Genomic DNA, 25,593 nt, shown 5'->3' on the forward strand with positions numbered 1-25,593 from the left:
GGTGGCGGCCGTCGTGCACCGCAGCGGGCCGGGCACGACCACCACAGCCGCCCGGGCGGGCGCGCCGCAGGTCGTGCTGGCGCAGACGGCGGACCAGGCGTACGGGGCCGGCCGGGTGGCCGAGCCGGGCATCGGCGCCGGCCCACGAGGGCCGGTACGCCTCGGGTACCAGGTCCCGGGAAAAAAATTCGGCGGCCGTGTCACACGTCCCCGACGGGCGGTGTCAGTGCACCGAGACCGTCACCGCGACGGCAACCGCCCGAAGAGGAGCCCGAGATGTCCACCACCGCCATCGTCGTAACCGCCGTCGCCGCCTTCATGGCGGGCTTCTCCGGGGTGTCGGTCTTCGCCCGCGCCAAGTTCGTCGTCGAGCCGCTCGCCGAGTACGGCGTCCCGCGCCGCATCTGGAACCTGCTCGGTGCCGCCAAGCTGGCCGGCGCGATCGGCCTCCTGGTCGGCTACGCCGTCCCGGCGATCGGCGTCGCCGCCGCGCTCGGCCTGGTCCTGTACTTCGCCGGCGCGGTGATCACCGTGATCCGCGCCCGTGCCTACGCGCACGCCCCGTTCCCGCTGCTCTACATGGCCCCGGCGGTCGCCGTCCTGGTCCTGGCGGCGTGACGATTCACAGGCTGTGGACGAACGACTCCCAGGCCGAACGCCCGAAGACGACAGCAGGGCCCTCCGGGGCCTTGCTGTCACGTACGGGGACGAGGCCGGGGAATCCGGGGGCGACTTCGAGGCAGTTTCCGCCGTCGCTGTCGCTGTAGCTGCTCTTGATCCAGATCGCCGCGCTGAGCTGGTGCCTCTGCATGCTGCTCGAACCCCTTCATCGCCTCGCCGATCAGGGCCGCCGACGCTTGGGCTGACAGAGCGTCCGCCCTGAGCACATCATAGGTCTGGCCGTATCTGGCGAGGACGGATGGATCACCGTAGAAATGGCCGCTGTTCAGCGATTCCGTGTAGAGCCAATCCGCTCCGTCGGGCAGTGTGATCAGGGACAACGACGTTTTGGGGCGGACCAGCTCTGTGGGGCCCGCCGGTGCGACCTGGATCCGGATGTTGGGATACCGACCCACCTCCAGCAGGTGTGCGCACTGGCCACGCATGACCTCCGCGCCCCCGACCACGTTGCGCAGGCAGCTCTCGTCCAGCACGACGACGTACAGCGGGCCGTTCTTTGCCAGGAACCGTTGTTGTCGGCTCAAACGCGCCCGCACCCGTTCGTCCAGCTCGTCTCCGTCGGTGACTCGCGAGAAGATCGCCTGGGCGTATTCCGGGGTCTGTAGCAGACCTGGGACCACCTGCGTCTGGTACTCCCGTAAGGTCGCCGCCTCCGCGTCCATCCGCGCCCGGCGCTCGAACCAGTCCGGATGCTCGACCTCCGGATACCAGTCGATCCGCTGCCACAGCCTCGGTAACACCCCACCCGTCCCCAGGACGTCGTCGCAGGCCTTCGCGAACGCCTCCTGCGGCACCCGCTTCGCCGCCTCCACCCGCGCCACCATCGAGCGGTCGCAGGGGATGAGGCGGGCCAGTGCCTCCTGGGTCAGGCCCGCTGACTCCCGGTAGTGGCGGAGGAGCTCGCCGAAGACCTCCGCCGTCGTCGCCGCCTCCGTGCCGGCCGCCCGCGCGTTCCGCTGGGTCACCCGAACCCCCCTCGTGACAGTGGCCCTTGGCACGCGCTGAGCGTTGTGGGCACCTTCCCCATTGAGCAACGCTGGGGGCACAGAGAGTAATCGCCCGATCGGGTGAGCGTGGAGGGAACGCGTCATGGCAGGGCACACGGAGTGCGGGGCCTATCTGTACGACCCGGCGGCGGAGAAGGTCGGCGAGTACCGGGGGCAGGCGGGGCCGTACGCGATGCTGCGGCCGATCGGTGGCGGGCGGGAGTGGCAGGCGGACCCGGGGCGGGTGCGTCCGGCGACGCCGGCCGAGCGGCTGAGCGCCGGGGTCAGGGCGGCGAACGAGCGGACGGCCGCCACGTACGACCTGAGCCGGCCGCCCGTGCCGGTCCCGCACTGCGCCGAGTGCGGCGAACTCGCGGCCGCCCGCGCCGCTGCGCGGGCGGGATTCGACTGGAGCGCGGAGACGGACGCGAACGTGCTGATGCGCCGGCATCAGGCGGAGAACCACCCCGGAAAAGAAGGTGTGGGCCTTTCCTAGGAGTGCTAGCTTTTTTCCTAGGGTCTCTAGGAAGGGGTGCGGGGCATGGTCCGTGCCGGCATCACCGTCGACCGTCTCGTCCTGGCCGCCGCCGAGCTGGCCGACGAGGAGGGCTTCGACAAGGTCACCGTCTCCGCCCTCGCCCGCCGGTTCGGGGTGAAGGACGCGAGTCTCTACTCGCACGTCAAGAACCTGCGCGAGCTGCGGGTCCGGCTCGCTCTGCTCGCCTCCGGCGAGATGAACGACGCCATCGGCGCCGCCGTGGCCGGCCGGTCGGGCCGGGACGCGCTCGTCGCCTTCGCGGACGCCTACCGCGACTACGCGCTCGCCCACCCCGGGCGCTACGCGGCCACCCAGCAGAGGATCGAGCTCGACGAGGTCGCCGACACCGCCGTGTTCCGCCGTGCCGTCGAGCTGACGTACGGCATGCTCCGCGGCTACGGCCTGACCGAGCCCGACCTCACCGACGCCGGGCGGCTGCTCCGCAGCACCTTTCACGGCTACATCCACCTCGAGCTGGGCGGCGGCTTCGCGCACGCGCGGCCGGTCGCCGCGTCCTGGGCGCGCTCGCTCGACGCCCTGCACCGCACGTTGGAGAACTGGGGGAACGCGGCATGAAGATCAGCGGCATCACGGTCGGCACGGTGAAGGTCCCCGGGGCCACCCTCCGCTACGAGGCGCGTGGCAGCGGGCCCGTCCTGCTGCTCGTGCCGGGTGGCGCGGGGGACGCCGGGCTGTTCGAGGGGATGGCGGACCTGCTCGCGGCCGCCGGGCACACGGTGGTCTCGTACGACCAGCGCGGCCTCTCGCGCAGTCCGCTCGACGGACCGCTCGCCGACCAGCAGGTCGCCGCGTGGGGAGCGGATGCCCTCGCCGTCCTGGACGCGGTCTCACCGGACGGGCCCGCGGACGTCTTCGGCAGCAGCTCCGGCGGCATCGTCGCCCTCGCCCTGCTCGCCGCCCGCCCGGACCGGGTGCGCCGTCTCGTCGCGCACGAGCCGCCCCTGGTGGAGCTCCTCGCCGACCCGGCCCCGTACCGGGCCCACTTCGCCGAGGTGCGCGAACTGCACCGCACTCGGGGGCTCGGGCCCGCCATGGCGCGGTTCTCCGAGACGCCGGACGGCCGGAGGCCGGAGCCCGCGCCGGGACAGGGGCACGGCGAACTGCCGTCGTCCATCCGGCCGATGGCGGCGCGCATGGCCGCCAACATGCCGGTCTTCCTGGAGCACGTGCTGTGCCCCTTCTCCTCCTCCGCCCCCGACCTCGACGGGCTGCGCTCCGCCGCGGACAAGCTGGTCCTGGGCGTCGGCCGGGAGTCCGCCGATCAGGAGGCGCTGGCAGGTCCGTCCCGGCGGATCGCGGAGCTGACCGGGGCCGCACTCGTCGAGTTCCCCGGCGGGCACCTGGGCTGCGTCGAGCACCCGGAGGAGTTCGCGGAGCTGCTGCTCACCGCCATGCGGCGGTGACCTCCCGGGTGTCGACGTGCATGCCGAGCGGCACCCGCCAGGACTCCAGGCAGACGGAGTAGGTGTGGGTCTGTGTCGCCCCGGCCGCGATGGGCGAGGGCAGCGACTGGCTCGACCTGACGGTCGCCCAGTCGACCCCGAGCGAGCCGATGACGTGGGTCGCGAAGCTCACCGTGCCGGAACGGACCGCGGTGCCACCGGTGTTGCGGAAGGTCACGGTGACGTTCTCGCACCAGCGCCGGTCGGTGTCGGTGAGCACCGGGGCGGAGAGCGTGAGGGCGGCCGGCGCCGGGGGCTCCGGGGACGGCGGCGGGGTGGTGGGCGATGTCCCTGGTGTCGAGGGCGCCGGTGTCGACGGGCGCGTGGGCGTCGTGCCCGGGGCCGTGGGCCGGTCCGGCGTACGGGGTGGTGGTCCACCCGGTACGGCCGGCGGCGCGGTGGCCGTACCGCCGGGTGCAGTGCCCGTACGCGTGCCCGGGTCCGTGCCGGGCGCCCCCGGCGGCCTCGGGGACGGGGACGAGGTGCTGGAGGTGAGTCCCGGGTCCGTCGTGGGGGCCGGGTCCAGGGGGACCAGGGTGACCGATCCGGACGGCGGGACCGCGCTCTTCGGCGAGGAGCCGGTGCCGACCGCCGCGTACCCCTCGCCGTCGCCGCCCGCGCCGCACGCGGTCAGCGCTCCGCCGAGGCAGAGCGCGACCACCGCGAGTCCCGGGCGCTTCCTTCGCCGCATGACCGCCATGGCGGCAGTCTGACTGACGGTGTGTCAGGACGGAAGGGGAGCAGGGGAACTCGGTCCCCGGCCGGGTATGGAGGCCGGCTCGCGGCCGGTCCGTCGGACCGGCCGGTGACCCGGCCGGGTGATCAGTCGGCGATCAGGCCCTCGCGCAGCTGGGCCAGCGTCCGGGTGAGCAGCCGGGACACGTGCATCTGGGAGATGCCGACCTCCTCGCCGATCTGCGACTGGGTCATGTTCGCGAAGAAGCGGAGCATGATGATCTGCCGCTCGCGGGGCGGGAGTTTGGCGAGCAGCGGCTTGAGCGACTCGCGGTACTCGACGCCTTCCAGGGCGGTGTCCTCGTAGCCGAGGCGGTCCGCCAGCGAGCCCTCGCCGCCGTCGTCCTCGGGGGAGGGCGAGTCCAGCGAGGAGGCGGTGTACGCGTTGCCGACGGCGAGTCCGTCGACCACGTCCTCCTCCGACACCCCGAGCACCGCGGCGAGTTCGGGCACGGTCGGCGAGCGGTCGAGCTTCTGGGCGAGCTCGTCGCTGGCCTTGGTGAGGGCCAGGCGGAGCTCCTGGAGGCGGCGCGGCACGCGCACCGACCAGGAGGTGTCGCGGAAGAAGCGCTTGATCTCGCCGACGACGGTCGGCATCGCGAACGTGGGGAACTCGACGCCGCGTTCGCAGTCGAAGCGGTCGATCGCCTTGATCAGGCCGATGGTGCCGACCTGGACGATGTCCTCCATCGGCTCGTTGCGGGAGCGGAAGCGGGCCGCCGCGTAGCGCACGAGGGGGAGGTTGAGCTGGATGAGGGTGTCGCGGACGTAGGTCCGCTCGGGGCTGTCCGCGGAGACCCCCTCCTCGTCCAGCGCGCGCAGGCGCAGGAAGAGGGAGCGGGAGAGGGTGCGGGTGTCGAGGGCCTCCGGCACGACGGCCGGCGGGGCGAGGAGGGTCTCCTCGGGCTCCGGGGCCGTGGCCGTGGCTGTGGCGGTGACCGTCGACGGCTCCGTGGCCGTGGAGTCGACGGCGGTGGGTGCCGTCTTCTGCGCGGGCACGGGCGTCTGCATGGACGCGGGCACGGGCGTGAGCGTGAGCACCTTCGAGCTGCCCTGTTCTGCGGACATGCCACCCCCTTTGAGGTCGCGGACGGTCGTGGCGGCCACGACCATCTGAGGAACGCAGCCTCCACCTGAATACCGGAGGCGAGGCTGTGGCAAACGCGGTTCCTGCAGAATGTCACATGTCGGCAACACGCTGTAGTGACTTGTCGACATGGTGGCGGTGAATATCCGCAGGAAACAAGGGGTGTGCGGCATTTGGCCTGCCGAAGAACTGCTCCGAAACGGTCTACCCGTTCTGGTTACGCTTCGATCCTGTTTGCGGATCTCAAGCGGGCGAAGCTGCGGGCGAGGAGCCTTGACACATGCATCTGCGAGACGCCGAGTTCCTGGCTGATCTGAGATTGCGTCAAGTTGCTGTAGTAGCGCAGCATCAGGATCCGCTGTTCGCGCTCGGGGAGCTGGACGAGCAGGTGCCGGACGAGATCGCGGTGCTCGACGCCGGCGAGCGCCGGGTCCTCGTAGCCGAGCCGGTCGAGCAGGCCGGGCAGGCCGTCGCCCTCCTGGGCGGCCTCCAGTGAGGTGGCGTGGTAGGAGCGGCCGGCCTCGATGCAGGCGAGCACCTCGTCCTCGCCGATCTTGAGGCGCTCGGCGATCTCGGCCGTGGTGGGGGAGCGGCCGTGGGCGGTGGTGAGGTCCTCGGTGGCGCCGTTGACCTGCACCCACAGCTCGTGGAGGCGGCGGGGGACGTGGACGGTGCGGACGTTGTCGCGGAAGTAGCGCTTGATCTCGCCGACGACGGTCGGCATGGCGAAGGTCGGGAACTGGACGCCGCGGTCCGGGTCGAAGCGGTCGATGGCGTTGATCAGGCCGATGGTGCCGACCTGGACGACGTCCTCCATCGGCTCGTTGCGGCTGCGGAAGCGGGCGGCGGCGTAGCGCACGAGCGGCAGGTTGGCCTCGATCAGGGCCCCGCGGACGCGGTGGTGCTCGGGGGTGCCGGGCTCCAGGTTCTTGAGCTGCCCGAAGAGCACCTGGGTCAGGGCGCGGGTGTCGGCGCCGCGGGTGCTCTGGGGCCGGGGGCGCGGGGTGTCAGGGGCCCCGGCCTCGTTCTGGGGCGGGACTTGGGGCGCTGCACTGGCCGGCACGTTCACGCCACCCCTTCATGTCAACATCGGTCGACTCATCCGTCAAAAGCGGTCATAGCATCACAAGACATGTCCACTGTGTGCAAGCACCGTATAAGCACGTGTTGAAGGCAAGTTGGGCGGGTACAAACTCGGGCCCCCCGCCGATGGACGGCGAGGGGCCCGGAGGACGAAGGGGGTGAGGCGCCCGCTGCGGCCGGCCGGACGGGGCGCGGCGCGGCCGGGGGGAGGGCGGGGCGGCCGGTCGGGCTCAGCCCTCGAAGGCGTAGTCGGCGATCACCCAGGTCGCGAACTCGCGCCACTGGGCGACGCCCGCCTGGTGCGCCGGGTGGTCCAGGTAGCGCTGGAGCGCGGCGGTGTCCTCGACGGCCGAGTTGATCGCGAAGTCGTACGCGATCGGGCGGTCGGTGATGTTCCAGTCGCACTCCCAGAACTTCACCTCCGGGATCTGCGAACCGAGGGCCCGGAAGGCCTCGACGCCCGCGACCACCCGCGGCTCGTCGCGCTTCACGCCGTCGTTGAGCTTGAAGAGGACCAGATGGCGGATCACGGCGTACTCCCGGTAGTCCTGGATCGTCCTAGTTGACGAGCTCGGTCATGAACTGGCCGACGCCTTGAGCGGCGCTCGATATGCCCTCGAACCCTACCTGGACGAGGTCGGCCGCCCGGGCGGGGGACGTGATGATCGTGTACAGAACAAAGACCACCACCGCGTAGAGCGCGATCTTCTTCGCCTGCGCCATCCGCCTGCCCTCCCCTGGCCTCGTACCCCCTCGGTCGCGCGAGTCTAACCGAGCCCTTATGGACCAAGGGCCCGGCGATCGGGGTCTTTCGCCGCCCGCCGAACGGGTGACGGGCGCGCAGGATGGATGTCGAGCCCGGCGGATCTGGCAGGAATCCGCGGGGCTGTGGAACCGGCCCTCACTGCGGGGTCCGCGCCGCAAGCTTCCCCCCTGACTGCGGCGCCGGACTTGCAGGGCCGGTTCTCATCGGGGGGAGCGGCTTGTCCCCCCGATGCCGCTCCCCCCGTCCGAGCCCCCGCGACGCCCCCTCTCCGCGACGCCGCCTCTCCGCGACGCCCCCACCCCGCGACGCCCCCTTCATCCATGGCATGCGCATGGCTACGCTTCGCGTCCGTGACGCACGTGAAGGACGTTCCCGAAGGGGGTCCGAGTGGTGAGCACGGTGGACGACGACGGCGAGGGCCGGAGCGAGGAGGCGGACGAGGAGGACCCCTCCTCGCGCTCCTACGCCTCCGGACGTGACATGTACGTCGCCGAGCAGGGCGACGTCCACCTCTACATCGAGAACCCCGAGGGCGACCGAGAGCACCGCACGGTCGGCCCGGTCACCGACGACTGCCCGTACCCCGGCCTCGCGCCCTTCACCGCGGGCCAGGCCGACCGCTTCCACGGCCGCCGCCGCCTCCTCACCGAACTCGGCGAACGGCTGGCCGACTGCCACGCCGACCACAGGCCCCTCGTCGTCGTCGCCCCCTCCGGCGCCGGCAAGACCTCCCTGCTCCAGGCGGGTCTCTCGCAGGACCTCGACCGCGGCCGGATCCCCGTTCCCGGCTCGCGCCACTGGCCCCGCCTTCTGCTCACCCCCACCGCCCACCCCCTGCGCGAGCTCACCGCCCGCCTCGCCGAACTGGCGGGGGAGGCGGACCCGACGGCCGACTGGTGGACCACCGACCGGGCCGGCTTCGCGGACCGGCTGCGGCGGACGGCGGAGGGGTCCGGACGGGTGCTCGTCGTGGTGGACCAGGCGGAGGAGCTCTTCACGCTGTGCGCGGACGAGGAGGAGCGGCGGGCGTTCGTGCGGATCCTGGAGTGGCTGGCGGACGGGGCCGTGGCGCTGGTGGTCCTCTCCCTGCGCGCCGACTTCTACGCCCGCTGCGCGGAACTTCCCTGGCTGCGGGCAGCCGTGCAGGACAACCAGCTCCTGCTCCCGCCGATGACGCGGGACGAACTCCTCGACGCGATCCGCCTCCCGGCCAGAGCGGCCGGGCTACGGCTGGAACCGGGCCTCGCCGAGGTCCTGGTCGCCGACTTCGGCGCCACCCACGGCTTCGCCGAGCCCGGCGCGCTGCCGCTGCTCGCCCACGCGCTGCGCGCCACCTGGCAGAACCGCCAGGGAAGGCTCCTCACCGTCGCCGGCTACACCGGCACCGGCGGCGTCGCCCACGCCCTGGGCAACAGCGCGGACCGGGTCCACGACCAGCTCGACCCGGCGGGCCGGGGCATCGCCAGACGCCTCTTCCTCGCCATGGTCACCATCGGCGAGGACACGGCCGACAGTCGCCGCCGGATCCGCCGCGAGCACCTGCTGGCGTCCTTCCCGGACAAGGCGGCCGCGGAGGCCGTCCTCGCCGCCTTCACCGCGAAACGGCTCCTCGTCCAGGAACGGGACACCGTCTCCCTCACCCACGAGGCCCTGCTGACCGCCTGGCAGCGGCTGCACGACTGGATCAACGACGACCGCCCCCGCAACCTCGTCCTCCAGGACCTCGACACCGCGGCCCGCGCCTGGCACGCCACGGGCCGCGAGCCGGACGCCCTCCACCGCGGCAAGCGGCTGGACCGGGCCCTCGCCGCGGCCGCGGACCCGCCCACGGAGGACCCGCTGCGCCGGGACTTCCTGGACGCGTCGCTGCGGCTGCGCAAGCGCGTGGTCCGCGACCGGCGGAGGGTCGTCGCGGTCGTGGTCGCCCTGGCGCTGGTCGCCGCCGTGACGGGCGTGGTCGCCTACCGGCAGAGCGGCTCGGCCCAGGCGGAACAGCGGGCCGCGCTCGCCGCGCGCCTCGTCACCCGGGCCGACAGCGTCCGCGCCGTCGAGCCGGCCCTCGCGGCCCAGCTCAACCTGGTCGCCCACCGGCTGGCGCCCCGGCGCGACACGCGGCTGAACCTGCTGGTGGACGGCAACGCCATGCTGCCGAGGACGTTCCCCGCACACCGGCTCATGCTGTATCTCACGGCGTACCGGCCCGACGGGCGGCTCCTCGCCACCGCGGGCGAGGACGGCACGATCCGGCTGTGGAACACCACGGACCCGACCCGTCCGAGGCCGGTCGGCAAACCCCTGGAGGGCAGCGCACTCGCCACGTATCTCGCCTTCGCCCCCGACGGCCGCACGCTGGCCATCGGCGGCTACAACACCACGGCGATGCTGTGGGACCTCGCGGACCCCGCCCGGCCCGTCCGCCTCGCCCCGTCGCTCGACGGGCAGGGGAGCAGGGTCCAGACCGTGGCCTTCAGCCCCGACGGGCGCCTGCTCGCCGGTAACGGACCGAAGGGGCGGATCCTCCTGTGGGACCTCGCCGACCGGCAGCGGCCGACGCCGCTGCCCCGGTCACTGACCGGCTCGACCGGCTTTCCGCTGAGCCTCGCCTTCGGCCCTGACGGCCGCACCCTCACCGCCGCCGCGAACGACGACACCGTACGCGTCTGGGACCTCGCCCGGCCGACGAGCCCGCCCTCCGTGCTCCGGCCGCCGAACCCGGCCCGCAGGCATTACCGAACGGCGTACAGCCCGGACGGCCGGACCCTGGTGGCGGCCAACGACGCGCGGGTGTGGCTCTGGAACCTCACGGATCCCGCCCGGCCCGCCCTGCGCCGCTTCTCCCTCCCCGCGGTCGGGGACGTGACCGCGCTGGCGTTCAGCCGGGACGGACAGACCCTGGCCGTCGCCGACGCGGGCCGGACGATCCGCCTGTGGAACGTCACCGACCCGGACGCCCCCAAGGGCCGGCCCGCCGCCCCCAACGCCGTGGACGAGGTGCGGGGGCTGGCGTTCAGCCCCGACGGGCGCGCTCTGGTCGGCGGCACCGACCGTGGTGCGGTCAAGGTGTGGAGCCTCCCGGACCGACGGCTGCCCGTCGCCGCGTACGACTCCCGGTCCCTGGCCTTCACCCGGGACGGACGGACGCTCGCCACCGGGGAACGGGACGGCAGGGTCCGCCTGTGGAGCCTCGCCGACCCCGCCCGCCCCCGTCCCGTCGGCACGGTGGACGCCGCGAAGGGCGAGGTGACCACCCTCGCGTTCGGTCCGGACGGGCGCACGCTCGCGGTGGGTTCCTGGGACGGCAAGGACCGACGGGCCGGTCTGTGGGACCTCGGCGACCCCGGCCGCCCGCGGCGCATCGACGAGCGGGCGCTCGACCACAGCGGGCCCCCACCCGCCCTGGGCGCCGACGGGCGCACCGCCGCGGTCGTCGGGGAGGACGGGGTCCACGTGTGGGACCTCGCCGGTACGGCCGGGCCCGAGCGGGCCGACGTTCTCCTGAAGACCGGAGCGGACGGGGTCGGCTCACTGGCCGTCAGTTCCGACGGGCGCGTGATCGCCGCCGGCCACGACTCCGGCGACTTCACACTGTGGGATCCGGCGGGATCGGGCCCCCTCGTGCGGGCGACCGGGGTGTATCCCGGCGGCCTGGCCCCTCAGGTGGTGACGTTCTCCTCCGACGGGCGCGCGCTGGCCAAGGCGGACCGGGCCACACTCACCGCCTGGGACCTCTCCGACCGTGCCGAGCCGGCGGCCCGGGGCGCCGTGACCGGGAGCAGCGTCGTCGAGTCGCTCGCCTTCGCCCCGGGCGCCGACGTGCTGGCCGAGGGGAACGAGGACGGCACCGTCCGCCTCGCCGATCCGGCGGACGCGAGCGCCCTGAGCCGGCCGCTCGCCGACGGCGCCGACGAGGTCACCGATCTCGCCTTCTCCCCGGACGGGCGTCTCCTCGCGGCGGCGGGCGTCGACCAGCCCGTACGGCTCTGGTCCACCGACCCTGACGCCGCCGCCCGTTGGATCTGCCGGGCCACCGGCAACGCCCTCACCCCGGCCCAATGGGCCAGGCATGTCCCCGGATTGCCCTACGACCCGCCCTGCGAGGACCGGGACTGAGCGCATGAAAAAACCTCCCCGACCCGCGTTTCCGCAGGTCGGGGAGGTTTTCTGGCGGTAGCGGAGGGATTTGAACCCTCGGTGAGTTTCCCCACACTCGCTTTCGAGGCGAGCTCCTTCGGCCGCTCGGACACGCTACCGAGAGAGAGCTTAGCCCAAAGGTGCCCGTGGACTGAAATCCGTTCTCCGTCGCAGGTCAGCGGTCCCGGAAGAAGCTGGTGAGCCGGGCCGAGCACTCCTGCTCCAGGACGCCCTGGATCACCTCGGGGCGGTGGTTGAGGCGCCGGTCGCGGACCAGGTCCCAGAGGGAGCCGGTCGCGCCCGCCTTCTCGTCCCAAGCGCCGAAGACCACCCGTTCGACCCGCGCCTGGACGAGCGCCCCCGCGCACATCACGCACGGTTCGAGCGTCACGACGAGCGTGCAGCCGCCGAGCCGCCATTCGCCGGTGGCCGCGGCGGCCCGGCGCAGGGCCAGGATCTCGGCGTGGGCGGTCGGGTCGCCGACGGCCTCGCGTTCGTTGTGGCCGGTGGCGAGGACCGCCCCGGCGGGGGAGAGCACGACCGCGCCGACCGGTACGTCACCGGCCAGCGCGGCCAGGTCGGCCTCGGCGAGGGCGCGCCGCATGGGGTCCCGCCAGGGGTCCCGTACGGGATCGGCGCCCGCGACCGGGCCGGGTGCTGCGAGCGGAGGCACTAGCGCACGGCCTCCAGGATCTCGCTCACGCCGATCGCCTCCGCGATCTCGGTGAGCGCGTCGCCGGACTCGAGGTCGAGCAGTTCCCGCTCGGTCACGCCCAGGTCCTCCAGGATGCGCCCGTCGCCGAGCGGCCCCGCCGGGAGCACCTTGCCGTCCGTCTCGTCCGCCGTGTCGTCGGCCTCCGCCTCCGGCTCACCGTCCTCGGTGCCGTCCAGGTCCAGTTCGTCGAGCGCGCTGTCCGGGTCGTCGTCGCCGCCGAGGAGTTCCGAGGTGAGGATCTCCCCGTAGGAGAAGCGGGCCGCGGCCGTCGCGTTCGAGACGAAGACCCGGGGGTCGTCCTCGCCGTCGACCCGCACGATGCCGAACCACACGTCCTCCTGCTCGATGAAGACGATCACCGTTTCCCCGTCGTCGCCTGCGGACTCCCGGGCCAGATCGGCCAGGTCCGCCAGCGTCTCCACGTTGTCGAGCTCCGTATCGCTCGCTTCCCACCCGTCTTCGGTGCGCGCGAGCAGTGCGGCGAAGTACACCTGACTCTCCCACTGATCAGAGGTGTGATGATCCGGCGGCGCGCTCCTGATGCCCCGCCCAATCGGCATCGTGACAGAAAGCTCGGCTTCAGGAGAGGTCTTCTGCTCTTGCGTCGTGCATCAGTCTGAACGTCACCGCGATCGGGCGGGCGTACGACCCCGGCGCACGGAGGGGGCGCACGGCCCCGCCCGTGCGGGGCTCACCATCGGAAGGTCCGCATGCGCATCGCCTGTCTCATCCGGGCCGCCCGGGCGCGCCGCGGCTGGACGCGATCGCGGAGCGCCTTGGCCTCGTTCAGTTCGCGCAGGAACTGCGCCCGGCGTCTGCGGCGCTCGGCGTCGGTCTCCTGGCGGGGCTCCTCCTCGGGAGCCTTGCCGCCGCGCTTGCTCTCCAGGTCGGGCATAGGCGACACCACCCCATCACTGGGTTCCCTGTGCCCCCCACCTTCCCTCGCCGGCGTGGGTTGATGCCAGTCCCGGCTACTGTGGGGGCATGCGTCTCCACGTCGTCGATCACCCGCTGGTCGCCCACAAGCTCACCACGTTGCGCGACAAGCGCACGGACTCCCCGACCTTCCGCCGGCTCGCCGACGAGCTGGTCACCCTGCTCGCCTACGAGGCGACCAGGGACGTGCGGACCGAGCAGGTCGACATCGAGACCCCGGTGACGCCGACGACCGGTGTGAAGCTGTCCTACCCGCGTCCGCTGGTGGTGCCGATCCTGCGGGCCGGTCTCGGCATGCTGGACGGCATGGTGCGGCTGCTGCCGACGGCCGAGGTCGGCTTCCTCGGCATGATCCGCAACGAGGAGACGCTGGAGGCGTCGACCTACGCCACGCGGATGCCGGAGGACCTGTCCGGCCGCCAGGTGTACGTCCTGGACCCGATGCTCGCGACCGGCGGCACGCTCGTCGCGGCGATCCAGGAGCTGATCAGGCGCGGTGCGGACGACGTGACCGCGGTCGTGCTGCTCGCCGCCCCGGAGGGCGTCGAGGTCATGGAGCGCGAGCTGGCGGGCACGCCGGTGACCGTCGTGACGGCGTCGGTCGACGAGCGCCTCAACGAGAGCGGCTACATCGTGCCGGGCCTCGGCGACGCGGGCGACCGCATGTACGGCGCCGCCGAGTAGGCGCGGAGGACCCCGCAGGACCCGGATTCCCGGTCGAAGCCGGTATCGAGGCCGCTCTCAGCAGCGGCCCGGTACCGGCTTCGGCTTGTTGAGCGCGACCAGCGCCGCGTCCGCCGCGGCCTTCGGGTCGAGCGTCTTGAAGGCCGTACCGATGATCAGGTCGACGTCCGCCGTGCTGCGGGTGTCGACCTTCGTCGTCGTGCCCTTCAGCTGGGTGCCGACGACCGGGAACGTGCCCTTGACGGCCCCGGGGGCGCCGAGCAGCAGTCCGGTGCCGGTGACCTTCTTGTCGTACGCGGCGGGCGCGTTGCCGACCTTGCCGATGACGAAGCCGCGCTTCTTCAGCTCGTCCGCGGTCGTCTTCGCGAGGCCGCTGCGCGGGGTCGCGTTGTAGACGTTGACCGTGATCTGGGCGGGCTTGGGCAGCGCGGCCGCGGCGGGCTGCGGGCTCGGCGTGGCGGCGGGCTTGCAGTCGGCCTGCTTGCCGGCGGTCGTCTTCGTCTCGCCGTCGCCGGAGAAGACGTCGACGAGCTGCAACGTCCCCCAGCCGGCCGCGCCGAGCACGAGCGCGGCGGCCGCCGCCCCGAGGACGATCCTGCGCCGGCGGTGGGGGCGGCGCATGCGGGGGTAGACATCCCCCGTGATGCGGTACTTTCCGCCCATTCCGGGGGGAGTGAGCATGCTCATGAACGCAGCGTAATGCGGCCCGCCGGGGATGCCTACTGGATGATCATGTGATCGCGTCCGGATGGGGGTGAACTGGCCCCGAAAGGATCAGTGGGCGGGGCCGCACCGGAGCCTGGAGGCGGTCCCTGTGGACCCGAGGACGTCCGCGGGGACCGGAGGGGCCGCTGGAGGGCCGAACGGGTCGGCGGAGGGCCGGGGGAGCTCCCCCGAGGGGGTCGGCCGAAGGCCCGGCGGAGGGGCGACGGGCTCGACAGGGCCCGCAGGGGTCGCGGCTCCGCGGTGCCCGCAGGTCCCGGAGGACGGCAGGCGGACCCCGGGGCGCGTGCCGGCCGCCGGTCAGTCCAGTTCGAGCACGCGGGCGTGCAGCACCTGGCGCTGCTGGAGCGCGGCGCGGACCGCGCGGTGCAGTCCGTCCTCCAGGTAGAGATCGCCGCGCCACTTCACGACGTGCGCGAAGAGGTCGCCGTAGAACGTGGAGTCCTCGGCGAGCAGCGTCTCCAGGTCCAGCTGGCCCTTGGTGGTCACCAGCTGATCGAGGCGGACCGGGCGCGGTGCCACGTCCGCCCACTGCCGGGTGCTTTCCCGGCCGTGGTCGGGATACGGCCGGCCGTTTCCGATGCGCTTGAAGATCACGCGGAAAGCCTACCGGGCGAGCGGCTCCCGGCGCAGCCAGGCGGGCCCGGTGCGAAGCTGGGACAAATCATGCGCTAAAGGGACAGGGGTCCGTCATGAGCGAGAGCGAGCAGCCGTCCGCCGAACCGTGGGCGCAGATCGCGGCCGGGTACGCCTTCGACGGCGCGGCACTCGATCTGGGGGCCCTGCTCTGGGACGGGACGTGTCACCCGGAGGCGCAGGTCCGCATCCCGCTGCCCATGCTCAACCGCCACGGACTGGTCGCCGGAGCGACCGGCACCGGCAAGACCAAGACCCTCCAGCTGATCGCCGAGCAGCTGTCCGCCCACGGGGTGCCGGTCTTCCTCGCCGACATCAAGGGTGACGTCTCCGGCGTCTCCGCACCCGGCCGGGACGGCGAGAAGGTGCGCGAGCGCGCCGGGCAGGTCGGCCAGGAGTGGGAGGCGGCCGGCTTCCCCTGCGAGTTCTACGGGCTCGGCGGCACCGGCCCGGGCATCCCGATCCGCGCCACCGTGAGCGGTTTCGGCCCCGTGCTGCTGTCCAAGGTGCTCCAGCTCAACCGGACCCAGGAGCAGTCGCTCGGCCTGATCTTCCACTACGCCGACGCCAAGGGTCTCGAACTGGTCGACCTGAAGGACCTGCGGGCGGTGGTGGCGTTCCTCGTCTCGGACGTCGGCAGGGCCGAGCTGAAGGACATCGGCGGTCTGTCGACGATGACGGCGGGGGTGATCCTGCGGGCGATCACGGCCTTCGAGCAGCAGGGCGCGGGCGGCTTCTTCGGGGAGCCGGAGTTCGACACGGCCGAGTTCCTGCGCACGGCGCCCGACGGGCGCGGCCTGGTCTCCGTACTGGAGCTGTCGGCCGTGCAGGACAAGCCGCAGCTGTTCTCGACCTTCCTGATGTGGCTGCTCGCGGACCTGTACGGCGATCTGCCGGAGGTCGGCGACCTCGACAGGCCGAAGCTGGTCTTCTTCTTCGACGAGGCGCATCTGCTCTTCAGCGGGGCCTCGAAGGCGTTCCTGGAGGCGGTCACCCAGACGGTGCGGCTGATTCGCTCCAAGGGCGTGGGGGTCTTCTTCGTGACGCAGACGCCGAAGGACGTGCCCTCGGACGTGCTCGCCCAGCTCGGCAACCGGGTGCAGCACGCGCTGCGCGCCTTCACCCCGGACGACGCCAAGGCCCTCAAGGCGACCGTGCGGACCTTCCCGAAGTCCGCGTACGACCTGGAGGAGGTGCTGACCGGGCTCGGCACGGGCGAGGCGGTGGTCACCGTGCTGAGCGAGAAGGGCGCCCCGACCCCGGTGGCGGCGACCCGGCTACGGGCCCCGCGGTCGCTGATGGGCCCGGTCCCGGCGCCCGATCTGGAGGCCGCGGTGAAGGGCTCGCCGCTGTACGGGCGTTACGCGGAGGCGGTGGACCGGGAGTCGGCGTACGAGAAGCTGACGGCCGAGCAGCGGGCTGCCGAGGCGGAGGCGCTGCGCGCGGCCGGGGAGGCCGCGGCGGAGAAGGCGGAGAAGACGGAGAAGGCGGAGCAGGAGGCGGCGAGGGCTCCCCGGCGGCAGCCGGAGGAGGAGCCCTCGCTCGCCGAACAGGTCGTCGGAAGCGGCCTGTTCACGTCCCTCGTGCGGTCGGTCGGCACCCAGCTGGGCCGGGAGATCAGCCGGTCGGTCTTCGGGACGGCGCGCCGGAGGAGATGACGCGCGGGCCTACCGCGTCAGCTCGTCGTGGTCGGCGTGCAGACCGCCGCCGCTGCCCGCGTCGCCGGTGGTCGGGACGAAGGCGACCGGCCGCTTCAGGGAGCTGATGTCGTGGGCGTAGGTGCCCACGGCGTTGGCGATGACGTCGATGTTGACGTCGAAGGCCGTCATGTCGATGTTGTGGATGTCGTCGCCCTTGGCGTGGTAGTTCACGTCGTACGCGACTCCCGCCTCGCCGCCGAACTTCTCGGCCTGGCCCGCGGTCTTGATGCCCTCGGCGCCGGTGAAGGTGCCGCCGGAGGGGATGCCCACCTCGATGAACGGGCCGTAGTCGGAGCGCCCGGTGAAGTCGGTGCCCTCGTGCGGCGCCCCGCTCTTGTCCATGAAGGCGTTGATGTCGCGCTCGAGCTGGGCGGAGCCCTCGGGGCCGGGGCCCGCGCCGACGCCGTCGGAGTTGTCGCCGTCGTAGACGAAGAGGCCGTAGTTCGGCGAGGCGATCATGTCGAAGTTCAGGTAGAGCTTGATCTCCTTCTTGCCGAGGGAGCTCAGGCTGGTCACGTAGTGCTCGGAGCCGAGCAGGCCGTTCTCCTCGGCGGACCACCAGGCGAAGCGGATCTTGTTGCGGACCTTGTCCTTCGACTTGGCGAGTTCGAGGGCGGTCTGGAGGAGACCGGCGGATCCGGAGCCGTTGTCGTTGATGCCGGGGCCGGCGGTGACGGAGTCGAGGTGGGAGCCGAGCATCACCGTGTTGGCGGCGTTGCCGCCGGGGGTCTCCGCGATGACGTTGTTGGTGGAACGCTTCTCCTGGAGCTGGCGGATCTCGAAGGAGAGGTTCACCGGGCCCGCGGCGAGTTCGGCGGCGAGCTTCTCGCCCTCCTCCTTCGTGACGCCGCCGGTCGGGACCTTCGCGGCGGCCGCGTCGCCGAGGGTGCCGGACAGGGCGCCGTCGGTGTTGTTGTAGATGATCGCGCCGACGGCACCGGCCGCGGCGGCGTTCTCCTGCTTGGCGGCGAAGGTGCAGCCGCCGCGCTTGACGAGGGCGATCTTCCCGGTGAAGGCGCCGGCGGCGAAGTCGCCCGGCTCGCAGCCGTTGCTGCCGTCCGCGTCGACCGGGGCGGCGGCCAGGCCGGCCTTGATGCCGCCGACCGGGGTCGACTTGGTGTAGGTCATCGCCTTGATCGGCAGGTCGCGCGCGGTGGGCGACAGGACGGCGGCCTTCTCGGCCAGCGTCTCGGTGTACTGGAAGTCGAACTTCTGGTAGGTGACGGCGTAGCCGGCCTTCTTCAGCTGCGTGTACACGTAGGCGGCCGAGGCGTCGTGCCCGAGGGAGCCGGCCGCGCGGTGACCGCCGGCCGAGTCGGCTATCGCCTGGAACTTCTGCAGGTGTTCGAAGGCGTCCTGCGCGGTCGTCTCGCGGACCAGTTTCCTGGCCAGCCTGGCCGCGTCGCGGGCCGGCGCCGCCCCGGGGTCGGGGGTGGCGGTGGCGGGCGCGGCGAGCACCAGCGGGGTGGCGAGTGCTGCTGCGGCCAGAACGGCGGCGGCTCTGCGCTGCGATGCGTTCACAGAAGTCCTTCCCGGTTCCTACGTGGTTGAGGGGAAGTTAGCGATCGCCAGGGGATTCTGTGAACACATCTCACATAATTCCTGTCAGGTTGAACAGGATTGACATGGGGAATTATCAATTCCCCTTGTCCTCGGGCGATTTCGACGCCTTGGCCGCTTTGGCCGCGGCCTTCATCTCCTGCTTGTGGGCGCGTACCCTGGCCAGGGAGTCCGGCCCGGTGATGTCGGCGGCCGAGCGGTAGCAGGCCGTCTCGCCGTACGGGCCGGCCGCCTCCTGCCAGCCCGTGGGGCGCACACCGTACTGCTTGCCGAGCAGGGCCAGGAAGATCTGCGCCTTCTGCTTCCCGAAGCCCGGCAGCGCCTCCAGCCGGGCGCGCAGCTCCGCACCCGTGGCGGCGTCCCGCCAGACGGCCTCGGCCTCGCCCCCGTACTCGTCGGCGAGGAAGCGGCACAGCTGCTGGATCCGCTTGGCCATGGAGCCCGGGTAGCGGTGCACGGCCGGCTTCTCGGAGAGGAGCGCGGTGAACGCCTCCGGGTCCTGGGCGGCGATCTCGTGGGCGTCGAGGTCGTCGCGGCCCATGCGGGTCGCGATCGTGTACGGGCCGGAGAACGCCCACTCCATCGGTACCTGCTGGTCGAGCAGCATGCCGACCAGCGCGGCGAGCGGGGAACGGCCGAGGAGCGCGTCGGCCTCCGGCTGCTGGGCGAGGTGGATCACGGGGCTCATGTCACGATCATCCCGCCGGGCGCGGTCTCCCGCCCGGCGGATCACCCTTCCGCGAGACGTTCCAGGGCCTTCAGGACGAGACGGAGCGTCTCGTCACCGCCCAGGTGCCCGGCGTTCTCCACGACGTGCAGCTCGGCGTCCGGCCAGGCGCGGGCGAGCTCCCAGGCGGTGGTGAGCGGCCCGCCCATGTCGAGCCGGCCGTGGATCAGCACACCGGGGATCCCGGCGAGCCGGTGCGCGTCGCGGATCAGGGCGCCCTCCTCCAGGAAGGCGCCGTGGGCGAAGTAGTGCGAGCAGATGCGGACGAAGCCGAGCCGGGTGTCGTCGACCCGGTCCGTGTACGGGGTGCCCTGACCCTCCGGCGACAGGACGGCGTCCTCCCAGGCGCACCAGTCGGCCGCGGCCCGCTCGCGCACGGCGCGGTCGGGGTGGTCCATGCGGGCGGCGTAGGCGGCGAGCAGGTCCCCGGCGTGGTCGGCGCCCGCCCGGAAGCGCTCGTGCGCCTCGGGGAAGAAGCGGCCGACGCCTTCGTACAGCCAGGCGGTCTCGGAGCGGCGGGTGGTCGTCACGGCCGCGATGACGATCGCGTCGACCCGCTCGGGGTGCGCCTCGGCGTAGGCCAGGATCAGCGTGGATCCCCAGGACCCGCCGTGGAGCAGCCAGCGGTCGATCCCGAGGTGCTCGCGCAGCCGTTCCATGTCGGCGACGAGGTGGGCCGTGGTGTTGACCGACATGTCGGTGGCGGGGTCGCTCGCGTGCGGGGTGGAGCGTCCGCAGCCGCGCTGGTCGAACTGGACGATCCGGTAGCGCGCCGGGTCGAAGACCCGCCGGGCCCCGGGGGAGGAGCCCGACCCGGGCCCGCCGTGCACCACCAGGGCGGGTCGGCCCTCGGGGTTGCCGGCGACGGACCAGTACACGTGGTTGCCGTCGCCGACGTCCAGCAGGCCCTCGGCGTACGGGGCGAGTTCGGGGAAGCGCTGAGGAGAGGAGTCCGTGGGCATCCGGCCGACGCTAGTCGTTGCCGCGCACCCGCGTCGCCGGGTTTTCGCACCACTCCAGGACCGAGCCCCAGGCGCCGTAGCCGTGGTCGGGGTTCAGGTGCCCGCCGCCGGGCACCCGGTCGGTGTCGAGGCCGAGGGGGGTGCCGTAGTGCACGTCGGCGCCCTCGGGGCAGTACGGGTCGCCGTCGCCGTACACGAGCCGCGCGGGCGCTCCGCCGAGCGGCCCGGGGGGCAGCCCGTCCGCGAACCCCGCGATCTCCGGGATCGAGGCGGTCACCGGCGGCGACGGCGGTGCGACGAGCAGCACCCGGTCCGCCGCGGGCGCCCGCCCGGCGCCCACCGCCCGCAGCCACAGCAGGACGCCGAGGCTGTGCGCGAGGACGACGAGCCCGGAGCCGTCCGCGGGCCGCTCGCCGTGCTCCTCCAGCGCGTCCAGCCAGTCCCCGAGCACGGGCGCGTCCGGCTCCGGCAGCTGCGGATAGCGCACCTCGTGCCCCCGGCCGCGCAGCTCACCGGCGAGCCAGTGCTGCCAGTGGCCGGCGGGGCGGTGGTTCTGGAAGCCGTGGAGGATCAGGAACGTCGTCATGGGGCTGATCGTGGGGCGGGTGCGGGGGAGCGGTCCACCCGGTTCCGAGGAGTGGACGGTACGCGGCACGGGCCGAGGGGGGCGGTGCGCGCGGGCCGAGGGGTGGGCGGTGCGTGCGGGCCGAGGGGGGCGGTGCGCGCGGGCCGAGGGGTGGGCGGTGCGTGCGGGCCGAGGGGGGCGGTGCGCGCGGGCCGGGGTTGGACGGTGCGTGCGGGCCGAGGGGGCCGGTGGGCGCGCCGCTCCGGGTGCCTCCGGGCGTCTCAGGGGGACTGCTGCAGGCTCAGGAGCTGCCGTATGCCCGCCTTCAGCTCGTCGGCGGACAGGCGCTGCTCCTGGGAGAGGTGGTGCATCAGGCTGGGCGAGAACGGGGCGAGCAGGAGATGGGCGAGGAGAGGGGCGTTGGCGCCGGGGCGGGCCTGGCCGGCCAGGAGGGTCAGGTGGGCGTGCATCGCGAGGTACGCGCCGCTGGTGTAGCGCGCGGTGGGGGCGGCCGTCTGGGCGGCGAGCAGGATCTCGCGCTGCTCGACCACGCGGTCGACGAGCGCGTCGAGGAAGGCGTCGAGGCGCTGCGCGGCGGGGGCACCCGGCCCGAGCGGCGGCGGGCCGCTCATGTACGCCTCCTGGAACTGGCGCTCCCGGTCGTCGAGCAGGGCCCACAGCAGCTGGGAGACGTCCCCGAAGCGACGGTAGACCGTCCCCACGCCTATGCCGCTCGCATGCGCGACCTGGTTCATCGTGACGCACTCGGGGCCCTGTTCGGCCACGATCCGGGCGGCGGCGTCGAGGATCTTGCGCCGGTTGCGGGCCGCGTCGGCGCGTTCCGGGGCGGGGCCGCCGACCGTCGGAAGCAGGCTGAGCAGCGGCTTCGGCGCGGGCGCGTCCGCCGGTCCGCTGCCGGTGCCCGGTTTCCTCGTGCCCATCTCCTGTCGCCTGCCTTTCGCGCGCTACCCCCTCGGGGCCGTCTCCTCGGTCCGGCCCCGACCCGAGCATACCTGGCCCCCTTGCGAAGCGGATAGATGTCCGCTTACGCTTTCCCCGTTGAAACGGAAAGTGATCCGGTTTTCAGGAGGGCACGTCATGTCCGTCAAGGTCGCCGTCATCTACTACTCGGCCACGGGGAACGTCCACCAGCTCGCCCAGGCCGTCGCCGAGGGCGCCGAGAAGGCCGGCGCCGAGGTCCGGCTCCGCCGGGTGCCCGAGCTCGCGCCCGACACCGCCATCGACGCCAACCCGGCCTGGCGCGCCCACGTCGACGCCACCGCCGGCGACGTCGAGATCGCCACGCTCGACGACCTGGAGTGGGCCGACGCCTACGCGCTCGGCTCGCCGACCCGCTTCGGCAACGTCGCCGCCCAGCTGAAGCAGTTCGTCGACACCTCCGGCGGCCTGTGGAACCGGGGCGTCCTGGCCGACAAGCCGGCCACCGCCTTCACCAGCGCGTACAACGTCCACGGCGGCAACGAGTCGACGCTGCTCGCCCTCTACAACACGTTCCACCACTGGGGCTCGGTCATCGTCTCCCCCGGCTACACCGACCCGTCCGTCTACGCGGCCGGCGGCAACCCGTACGGCACCGCCCACCCGGGTGCCAACGGCGCACCGGACGAGAAGGTCCTCGCCGCGGCCCGCTACCAGGGGCAGCGCCTGACGACGATCGCGAAGCGCCTCAAGGGCCTGGCGGTCGACTGACCCTCCCGCGCCGCGCGCATCGCGCCGGAGCGCGACGAGATGCCCCTGGGGACCTGTCCCCAGGGGCATCTCCCCGTGTACGCGTACGCGGGCGCGCGCCTGCCGGTCAGGCCAGCGACAGGAAGAGCTTCTCCAGGCGGGCGCGCATCTTCTCCGGGTCCTCGCCCGTCCTGCGCCCGTTCTCCATGTCGACGAGGCACTGCTGCAGCCCGGTCGCGATGATCGCGAAGCCGGCCCGGTCCAGCGCGCGGGAGGCGGCGGCCAGCTGCGTGACGACCTCCTCGCAGTCCCGGCCCTCCTCGATCATGCGGATGACGCCGGAGATCTGTCCCTGTGCACGGCGCAGCCGGTTCAGCACGGCCTTCAGCTCCGCGCCGGCGAGATCCAGTTCCACGACCACTCCTCGAACATCCGCTTCCCCGTGACGACGGCCGTGACGGGGACCCATGAGGACCAAGGATGACATCAGCCCGCGGGTGCGTACCGCCGGAGGAACATCTCGACCCCGTCCGTGAGGAGCCGCTCGCCGAGGCCGGCGTCGAGCTCCGCCCCGTACTGGTCGAAGACCATCTGCGGGAAGACCAGCAGCGAGTAGAGCTGCAGGACCGCGACCTCCAGGTCGGGGATGTCGAGGAGGCCGCGTTCGGCGAGGGTGCGCAGGGCGTCGGCGACGGCGGGGTGGTGGCCGGCCGGGCCGTGCGTGCGCCAGGCGTCGCCGAGTCCGGGGAAGCGGTGCAGTTCGGTGGCGACGAGGGTGCGCAGGGCGCGCCCCTCGCCGTCCTCGCGCACGGCGCGGACCCAGGCGCGGCCCGCCTCGGTGAGGGCGGCGGCGAGCTCGGCCCTCCCGGGTCCGGCCTCGGCGAGGCGTCGCAGGTCGGGGCCGCCCTCCCGGTCGCCGCCGAGGGGCTCGTCGAGGGCGTTCGCGACGACGGCGGTGAAGAGGGCCTCCTTGCTGCCGAAGTGGTTGTAGACGGTCACCTTGGAGACGCCGGCCTCGGCGGCGATGGCGTCCATGCCGACGCCGAAGCCCTCGCGGAGGAAGAGGGTGCGGGCGGCCCGCACGATGGCCTGGCGCTTGCGGGCGGCGCGGGCTCCGGTGGGTGCGGTTTTCATGGGTCCACCCTAGGCACGGACTGAACTGAACGGTCGAGTTCATAAAACCCGCTCTGCCCCCTCCCTCATAACTGAACTGTCCCGTACAGTTCAGTTATGAGGCCTCACCCGGATGTCCACACCCACGCCCCCGTCCGCGCCCCCGCCCCCGCGGGACGCCGAGCGGCTCTCGCCCTGCTGTGCGCCGCCCAGTTCATGCTGGTCCTCGACGTCACCGTCGTGAACGTGGCGCTGCCCGCCGTCGCCGCCGACCTCCACCTCGACCGCACCGCCCTGACCTGGGTGGTCACCGCCTACACCCTGTGCTTCGGCGGCCTGATGCTGCTCGGCGGCCGGCTCGCCGACGCGCTCGGCGCCCGCCGCGTCCTGCTCGCCGGCCTCGCCCTCTTCACCGCCGCGTCCCTGCTCTGCGGCCTGGCACCGGACGCGCCCCTGCTCATCGGCGGCCGGATCGCGCAGGGCGCCGGCGCGGCGCTGCTCTCCCCGGCGGCGCTCGCCCTCGTCACCACCCTCTTCCCCGGCCCCGAACGCTCCCGCGCCCTCGGCGTCTGGGCGGCCGTCGGCGGCAGCGGCTCGGCCGTCGGCGTCCTCCTCGGCGGCGCGCTGACGGACGGCCCCGGCTGGCCGTGGATCTTCTTCCTCAACGTCCCGGTCGGCGCGGCCCTCCTCGCCGCCCTGCCCCGCGTCCTGCCGGCCCCGCCCCGGCACCCCGCCCGACTCGACCTCCCGGGCGCGCTGCTGGTCACCGCCGCGACGGGCTCCCTCGTCTACGGCCTGATCCGCGCGGGCGACACGGGCTGGACCTCGCCCCCGGCCCTGCTGCCGCTCCTGGCCGCCCCGGTCCTCTACGCCCTCTTCCTCGCCGCCGAGAGGACGAGCCCCGCCCCCCTGATGGACCCGGGGATGCTCACCCGCCGCCCGGTCCTCGCGGGCTCCCTGCTCATGCTGGTCGCGACCGGGCTGCTGATCTCCTTCTTCTTCCTCGGCTCGGTGCTGCTCCAGCACGTCCACCACCTGTCCGCCCTGCGCACCGGCCTGTTCTTCCTGCCGGTCGCCGTCGCCACCGCCCTCGGCGCCCACCTCGGCTCCCGCCTGGTGGCCACGGCCGGCCCCCGCGCCCTGGCGACGGCGGGCACGGCCCTGACCGCGCTCGCCCTCCTGCCCCAGGCCCTCCTCCCGGCCGACGCGGGCCCCTGGTCCACCCTGCTGCCCTCCCTGACCGTCGCCGCGCTCGGCCTGGGCGCCGTCTTCGTCACGGCGACCACGACCGCCCTCGGCCTGATCACCCCCCACGAGGCCGGCCTCGCCTCCGGCATCGTCAACACCAGCCACGAACTCGGCGGCTCCCTCGGCGTGGCCGCCGTCTCCACCGTGGCGGCCACCGCCCTGGACGGCCCGGACCCGGCCGCCTTCACGACCGCCTTCACCCTCCTCACGGCCGCGGCCGCCCTGACGGCCCTCCTCACCCCCCTCCTCGTCCCGAAGGGCACCCCCCACCTGACGGGCGGCCCGCACGCGCACTGAACGAAGCCGCCCGCCCGCCCACGAGTAGCCACCCGCACGCGCACCCGCACCCGCCCGGCCCGGGAGCACGCCCGAGAGGACCTGTGCGTGGCAGGTCCTCTCCGTGGGCGGGCAAGGCCTCAGGCGGTCGCGGCGTCGCCCAGGTCGCTGCCGCCGCCCTCGTCGATCGCGCGGATCACCACCGGGTAGACGGGGGACCCGGGCGGGGCCGGGCACTGGGCGACGCGGGCGGCGATCTCCGTCACGCGGTCCAGGCTCGCGCAGTCGAGGACCCAGTAGCCGGCGAGGACCTCCTGCGTCTCGCCGTACGGGCCGTCCGTGACGACCGGGCGGCCCTCGGCGTCGGCGGTCACGAACCGGGTCCTGGCGGGCTCGACGAGGCCCTGGGCGTCGACGAGCTCCCCCGTCTCGGCCAGGTCGTCGCTGACCGAGTTCATGTAGGCGAACATCGCCCTCAGATCCTGCTCGCTCCAGGCCGGGCTGTGGTCCGAGGCCCTGCCCTTCATGGCGAGGTAGTCGGCCTGTGCGCCCTGCACCATCACCAGGTACTTCATGACGTTCTCCTTCG

General features: G+C 73.1%; 29 protein-coding genes, 1 tRNA gene and 1 pseudogene. 10 read left to right on the forward strand and 21 right to left on the reverse strand.

What is annotated here, in order from left to right; all coding sequences use genetic code 11:
* Position 1 precedes the first annotated feature (1 nt).
* Together ACGF1Z_RS22795 and ACGF1Z_RS22800 are read left to right on the forward strand one after the other, a co-directional pair.
* Positions 2-301 carry a nucleotide disphospho-sugar-binding domain-containing protein gene (locus ACGF1Z_RS22795; protein ID WP_393006727.1) on the forward strand — a complete coding sequence of 100 codons (300 nt, stop codon included), beginning with the start codon at positions 2-4 and terminating at the stop codon, positions 299-301.
* Positions 277-618 carry a DoxX family protein gene (locus ACGF1Z_RS22800; protein WP_393006729.1) on the forward strand — a complete coding sequence of 114 codons (342 nt, stop codon included), beginning with the start codon at positions 277-279 and terminating at the stop codon, positions 616-618. The genes ACGF1Z_RS22795 and ACGF1Z_RS22800 overlap by 25 nt, the downstream gene beginning before the upstream one ends.
* Before the next feature lie 4 nt (positions 619-622).
* On the opposite strand, the pseudogene ACGF1Z_RS22805 reads toward ACGF1Z_RS22800, so the two are convergent.
* A pseudogene (locus ACGF1Z_RS22805) lies at positions 623-721 on the reverse strand (DUF397 domain-containing protein); the annotation flags it as partial.
* Complete coding sequence (locus tag ACGF1Z_RS22810) at positions 696-1,646, reverse strand: Scr1 family TA system antitoxin-like transcriptional regulator (protein ID WP_393006731.1); 951 nt, start codon at positions 1,644-1,646, stop codon at positions 696-698. The pseudogene ACGF1Z_RS22805 and the gene ACGF1Z_RS22810, both read right to left, overlap by 26 nt.
* A 124-nt stretch (positions 1,647-1,770) precedes the next feature.
* On the opposite strand from ACGF1Z_RS22810, the gene ACGF1Z_RS22815 reads away from it, so the two are divergent.
* From ACGF1Z_RS22815 to ACGF1Z_RS22825, 3 genes are read left to right on the forward strand one after another with little or no spacing between them, the layout of a single operon-like run.
* The gene (locus ACGF1Z_RS22815) at positions 1,771-2,163 is read left to right on the forward strand and encodes a hypothetical protein (RefSeq protein WP_393006733.1); all 393 of its coding nucleotides are present in this window, start codon (positions 1,771-1,773) and stop codon (positions 2,161-2,163) included.
* 45 nt (positions 2,164-2,208) lie between these two features.
* A complete protein-coding gene (locus ACGF1Z_RS22820) occupies positions 2,209-2,781 on the forward strand; it encodes a TetR/AcrR family transcriptional regulator (RefSeq protein ID WP_393006735.1) in 573 nt (190 codons plus the stop codon).
* Complete coding sequence (locus tag ACGF1Z_RS22825; RefSeq protein ID WP_393006737.1) at positions 2,778-3,629, forward strand: alpha/beta fold hydrolase; 852 nt, start codon at positions 2,778-2,780, stop codon at positions 3,627-3,629. The genes ACGF1Z_RS22820 and ACGF1Z_RS22825 overlap by 4 nt, the downstream gene beginning before the upstream one ends.
* Here the strand turns inward: ACGF1Z_RS22825 and ACGF1Z_RS22830 are convergent.
* From ACGF1Z_RS22830 to ACGF1Z_RS22850, 5 genes are all read right to left on the reverse strand, one after another.
* Complete coding sequence (locus ACGF1Z_RS22830) at positions 3,610-4,368, reverse strand: hypothetical protein (RefSeq protein ID WP_393006739.1); 759 nt, start codon at positions 4,366-4,368, stop codon at positions 3,610-3,612. The two genes, ACGF1Z_RS22825 and ACGF1Z_RS22830, sit on opposite strands and share 20 nt — an antisense overlap.
* A gap of 122 nt (positions 4,369-4,490) precedes the next feature.
* Entirely contained in the window at positions 4,491-5,471 is a 981-nt protein-coding gene (locus tag ACGF1Z_RS22835; protein WP_393006741.1) for an RNA polymerase sigma factor SigF, read from the reverse strand.
* 236 nt (positions 5,472-5,707) lie between these two features.
* A complete protein-coding gene (locus ACGF1Z_RS22840) occupies positions 5,708-6,553 on the reverse strand; it encodes an RNA polymerase sigma factor SigF (RefSeq protein WP_393006743.1) in 846 nt (281 codons plus the stop codon).
* A 250-nt stretch (positions 6,554-6,803) separates the two neighbouring features.
* Positions 6,804-7,103, reverse strand: coding sequence for a Dabb family protein (locus ACGF1Z_RS22845; RefSeq protein ID WP_393006745.1), 300 nt, complete (start codon positions 7,101-7,103; stop codon positions 6,804-6,806).
* A gap of 28 nt (positions 7,104-7,131) precedes the next feature.
* The gene (locus ACGF1Z_RS22850) at positions 7,132-7,296 is read right to left on the reverse strand and encodes a hypothetical protein (RefSeq protein WP_164986384.1); all 165 of its coding nucleotides are present in this window, start codon (positions 7,294-7,296) and stop codon (positions 7,132-7,134) included.
* 433 nt (positions 7,297-7,729) lie between these two features.
* On the opposite strand from ACGF1Z_RS22850, the gene ACGF1Z_RS22855 reads away from it, so the two are divergent.
* Positions 7,730-11,449, forward strand: a complete 3,720-nt coding sequence (locus tag ACGF1Z_RS22855; RefSeq protein ID WP_393006747.1) for a hypothetical protein — start codon at positions 7,730-7,732, stop codon at positions 11,447-11,449.
* A 52-nt stretch (positions 11,450-11,501) separates the two neighbouring features.
* Here ACGF1Z_RS22855 and ACGF1Z_RS22860 read toward each other — a convergent pair.
* The 4 genes from ACGF1Z_RS22860 to ACGF1Z_RS22875 form a co-directional block, all read right to left on the reverse strand.
* Positions 11,502-11,589 (reverse strand) — tRNA-Ser (locus ACGF1Z_RS22860).
* Between the two features lie 56 nt (positions 11,590-11,645).
* The gene (tadA, locus tag ACGF1Z_RS22865) at positions 11,646-12,074 is read right to left on the reverse strand and encodes a tRNA adenosine(34) deaminase TadA (RefSeq protein ID WP_393006940.1); all 429 of its coding nucleotides are present in this window, start codon (positions 12,072-12,074) and stop codon (positions 11,646-11,648) included.
* A gap of 68 nt (positions 12,075-12,142) precedes the next feature.
* Positions 12,143-12,676: a hypothetical protein gene (locus ACGF1Z_RS22870; protein WP_393006749.1), complete on the reverse strand. Its 534-nt coding sequence runs from the start codon at positions 12,674-12,676 to the stop codon at positions 12,143-12,145.
* Between the two features lie 200 nt (positions 12,677-12,876).
* Positions 12,877-13,080: a hypothetical protein gene (locus tag ACGF1Z_RS22875; RefSeq protein ID WP_393006751.1), complete on the reverse strand. Its 204-nt coding sequence runs from the start codon at positions 13,078-13,080 to the stop codon at positions 12,877-12,879.
* A gap of 89 nt (positions 13,081-13,169) precedes the next feature.
* Here ACGF1Z_RS22875 and upp point away from each other — a divergent pair, with 89 nt between their 5' ends.
* Positions 13,170-13,805 (forward strand): uracil phosphoribosyltransferase, encoded by a 636-nt coding sequence (upp, locus tag ACGF1Z_RS22880; protein WP_393006753.1) that lies wholly within the window; start codon positions 13,170-13,172, stop codon positions 13,803-13,805.
* A 57-nt stretch (positions 13,806-13,862) separates the two neighbouring features.
* Here the strand turns inward: upp and ACGF1Z_RS22885 are convergent, their stop codons facing one another.
* Both ACGF1Z_RS22885 and ACGF1Z_RS22890 read right to left on the reverse strand, forming a co-directional pair.
* Positions 13,863-14,492, reverse strand: coding sequence for a LytR C-terminal domain-containing protein (locus ACGF1Z_RS22885; protein ID WP_393006755.1), 630 nt, complete (start codon positions 14,490-14,492; stop codon positions 13,863-13,865).
* Between the two features lie 336 nt (positions 14,493-14,828).
* Positions 14,829-15,125: a type II toxin-antitoxin system VapB family antitoxin gene (locus tag ACGF1Z_RS22890; RefSeq protein ID WP_003949502.1), complete on the reverse strand. Its 297-nt coding sequence runs from the start codon at positions 15,123-15,125 to the stop codon at positions 14,829-14,831.
* Between the two features lie 95 nt (positions 15,126-15,220).
* On the opposite strand from ACGF1Z_RS22890, the gene ACGF1Z_RS22895 reads away from it, so the two are divergent.
* Complete coding sequence (locus ACGF1Z_RS22895; protein WP_393006758.1) at positions 15,221-16,822, forward strand: helicase HerA-like domain-containing protein; 1,602 nt, start codon at positions 15,221-15,223, stop codon at positions 16,820-16,822.
* Positions 16,823-16,831: 9 nt separating this feature from the next.
* On the opposite strand, the gene ACGF1Z_RS22900 is transcribed toward ACGF1Z_RS22895, so the two are convergent.
* From ACGF1Z_RS22900 to ACGF1Z_RS22920, 5 genes are all read right to left on the reverse strand, one after another.
* Complete coding sequence (locus tag ACGF1Z_RS22900; RefSeq protein WP_393006760.1) at positions 16,832-18,385, reverse strand: M28 family metallopeptidase; 1,554 nt, start codon at positions 18,383-18,385, stop codon at positions 16,832-16,834.
* Positions 18,386-18,500: 115 nt separating this feature from the next.
* Positions 18,501-19,112, reverse strand: a complete 612-nt coding sequence (locus ACGF1Z_RS22905) for an HhH-GPD-type base excision DNA repair protein (protein ID WP_393006762.1) — start codon at positions 19,110-19,112, stop codon at positions 18,501-18,503.
* A gap of 41 nt (positions 19,113-19,153) precedes the next feature.
* Positions 19,154-20,113, reverse strand: a complete 960-nt coding sequence (gene pip / locus ACGF1Z_RS22910) for a prolyl aminopeptidase (RefSeq protein ID WP_393006764.1) — start codon at positions 20,111-20,113, stop codon at positions 19,154-19,156.
* Between the two features lie 10 nt (positions 20,114-20,123).
* Positions 20,124-20,699 (reverse strand): RBBP9/YdeN family alpha/beta hydrolase, encoded by a 576-nt coding sequence (locus ACGF1Z_RS22915; RefSeq protein ID WP_393006766.1) that lies wholly within the window; start codon positions 20,697-20,699, stop codon positions 20,124-20,126.
* A 260-nt stretch (positions 20,700-20,959) separates the two neighbouring features.
* Positions 20,960-21,619 (reverse strand): TetR/AcrR family transcriptional regulator, encoded by a 660-nt coding sequence (locus ACGF1Z_RS22920; protein ID WP_393006768.1) that lies wholly within the window; start codon positions 21,617-21,619, stop codon positions 20,960-20,962.
* Between the two features lie 157 nt (positions 21,620-21,776).
* Here ACGF1Z_RS22920 and wrbA point away from each other — a divergent pair, with 157 nt between their 5' ends.
* Positions 21,777-22,388 (forward strand): NAD(P)H:quinone oxidoreductase, encoded by a 612-nt coding sequence (wrbA, locus tag ACGF1Z_RS22925; protein WP_393006770.1) that lies wholly within the window; start codon positions 21,777-21,779, stop codon positions 22,386-22,388.
* 106 nt (positions 22,389-22,494) lie between these two features.
* Here wrbA and ACGF1Z_RS22930 read toward each other — a convergent pair whose 3' ends face one another.
* Positions 22,495-22,782: a metal-sensitive transcriptional regulator gene (locus ACGF1Z_RS22930; protein WP_393006772.1), complete on the reverse strand. Its 288-nt coding sequence runs from the start codon at positions 22,780-22,782 to the stop codon at positions 22,495-22,497.
* 71 nt (positions 22,783-22,853) lie between these two features.
* A complete protein-coding gene (locus tag ACGF1Z_RS22935; protein WP_393006774.1) occupies positions 22,854-23,501 on the reverse strand; it encodes a TetR/AcrR family transcriptional regulator in 648 nt (215 codons plus the stop codon).
* Positions 23,502-23,597: 96 nt separating this feature from the next.
* On the opposite strand from ACGF1Z_RS22935, the gene ACGF1Z_RS22940 reads away from it, so the two are divergent.
* Positions 23,598-25,025, forward strand: coding sequence for a DHA2 family efflux MFS transporter permease subunit (locus ACGF1Z_RS22940; RefSeq protein WP_393006776.1), 1,428 nt, complete (start codon positions 23,598-23,600; stop codon positions 25,023-25,025).
* Positions 25,026-25,144: 119 nt separating this feature from the next.
* On the opposite strand, the gene ACGF1Z_RS22945 is transcribed toward ACGF1Z_RS22940, so the two are convergent.
* Entirely contained in the window at positions 25,145-25,579 is a 435-nt protein-coding gene (locus tag ACGF1Z_RS22945; protein ID WP_393006778.1) for a YciI family protein, read from the reverse strand.
* Positions 25,580-25,593 lie beyond the last annotated feature (14 nt).

The sequence above is a fragment of the Streptomyces sp. NPDC048018 genome (assembly GCF_043202995.1).
GTDB lineage: Bacteria > Actinomycetota > Actinomycetes > Streptomycetales > Streptomycetaceae > Streptomyces.

Excerpts from the sequence above, each read along its gene's own strand:
- ACGF1Z_RS22800 (WP_393006729.1), top strand. The coding sequence starts at position 277 with ATGTCCACCACCGCCATCGTCGTAACCGCCGTCGCCGCCTTCATGGCG.
- ACGF1Z_RS22815 (WP_393006733.1), top strand. The coding sequence starts at position 1,771 with ATGGCAGGGCACACGGAGTGCGGGGCCTATCTGTACGACCCGGCGGCG.
- ACGF1Z_RS22820 (WP_393006735.1), top strand. The coding sequence starts at position 2,209 with ATGGTCCGTGCCGGCATCACCGTCGACCGTCTCGTCCTGGCCGCCGCC.
- ACGF1Z_RS22825 (WP_393006737.1), top strand. The coding sequence starts at position 2,778 with ATGAAGATCAGCGGCATCACGGTCGGCACGGTGAAGGTCCCCGGGGCC.
- ACGF1Z_RS22830 (WP_393006739.1), bottom strand. The coding sequence starts at position 4,368 with ATGGCGGTCATGCGGCGAAGGAAGCGCCCGGGACTCGCGGTGGTCGCG.
- ACGF1Z_RS22835 (WP_393006741.1), bottom strand. The coding sequence starts at position 5,471 with ATGTCCGCAGAACAGGGCAGCTCGAAGGTGCTCACGCTCACGCCCGTG.
- ACGF1Z_RS22850 (WP_164986384.1), bottom strand. The coding sequence starts at position 7,296 with ATGGCGCAGGCGAAGAAGATCGCGCTCTACGCGGTGGTGGTCTTTGTT.
- tadA (WP_393006940.1), bottom strand. The coding sequence starts at position 12,074 with ATGCGGCGCGCCCTCGCCGAGGCCGACCTGGCCGCGCTGGCCGGTGAC.
- ACGF1Z_RS22875 (WP_393006751.1), bottom strand. The coding sequence starts at position 13,080 with ATGCCCGACCTGGAGAGCAAGCGCGGCGGCAAGGCTCCCGAGGAGGAG.
- upp (WP_393006753.1), top strand. The coding sequence starts at position 13,170 with ATGCGTCTCCACGTCGTCGATCACCCGCTGGTCGCCCACAAGCTCACC.
- ACGF1Z_RS22885 (WP_393006755.1), bottom strand. The coding sequence starts at position 14,492 with ATGAGCATGCTCACTCCCCCCGGAATGGGCGGAAAGTACCGCATCACG.
- ACGF1Z_RS22895 (WP_393006758.1), top strand. The coding sequence starts at position 15,221 with ATGAGCGAGAGCGAGCAGCCGTCCGCCGAACCGTGGGCGCAGATCGCG.
- ACGF1Z_RS22905 (WP_393006762.1), bottom strand. The coding sequence starts at position 19,112 with ATGAGCCCCGTGATCCACCTCGCCCAGCAGCCGGAGGCCGACGCGCTC.
- pip (WP_393006764.1), bottom strand. The coding sequence starts at position 20,113 with ATGCCCACGGACTCCTCTCCTCAGCGCTTCCCCGAACTCGCCCCGTAC.
- ACGF1Z_RS22915 (WP_393006766.1), bottom strand. The coding sequence starts at position 20,699 with ATGACGACGTTCCTGATCCTCCACGGCTTCCAGAACCACCGCCCCGCC.
- ACGF1Z_RS22920 (WP_393006768.1), bottom strand. The coding sequence starts at position 21,619 with ATGGGCACGAGGAAACCGGGCACCGGCAGCGGACCGGCGGACGCGCCC.
- wrbA (WP_393006770.1), top strand. The coding sequence starts at position 21,777 with ATGTCCGTCAAGGTCGCCGTCATCTACTACTCGGCCACGGGGAACGTC.
- ACGF1Z_RS22935 (WP_393006774.1), bottom strand. The coding sequence starts at position 23,501 with ATGAAAACCGCACCCACCGGAGCCCGCGCCGCCCGCAAGCGCCAGGCC.
- ACGF1Z_RS22940 (WP_393006776.1), top strand. The coding sequence starts at position 23,598 with ATGAGGCCTCACCCGGATGTCCACACCCACGCCCCCGTCCGCGCCCCC.
- ACGF1Z_RS22945 (WP_393006778.1), bottom strand. The coding sequence starts at position 25,579 with ATGAAGTACCTGGTGATGGTGCAGGGCGCACAGGCCGACTACCTCGCC.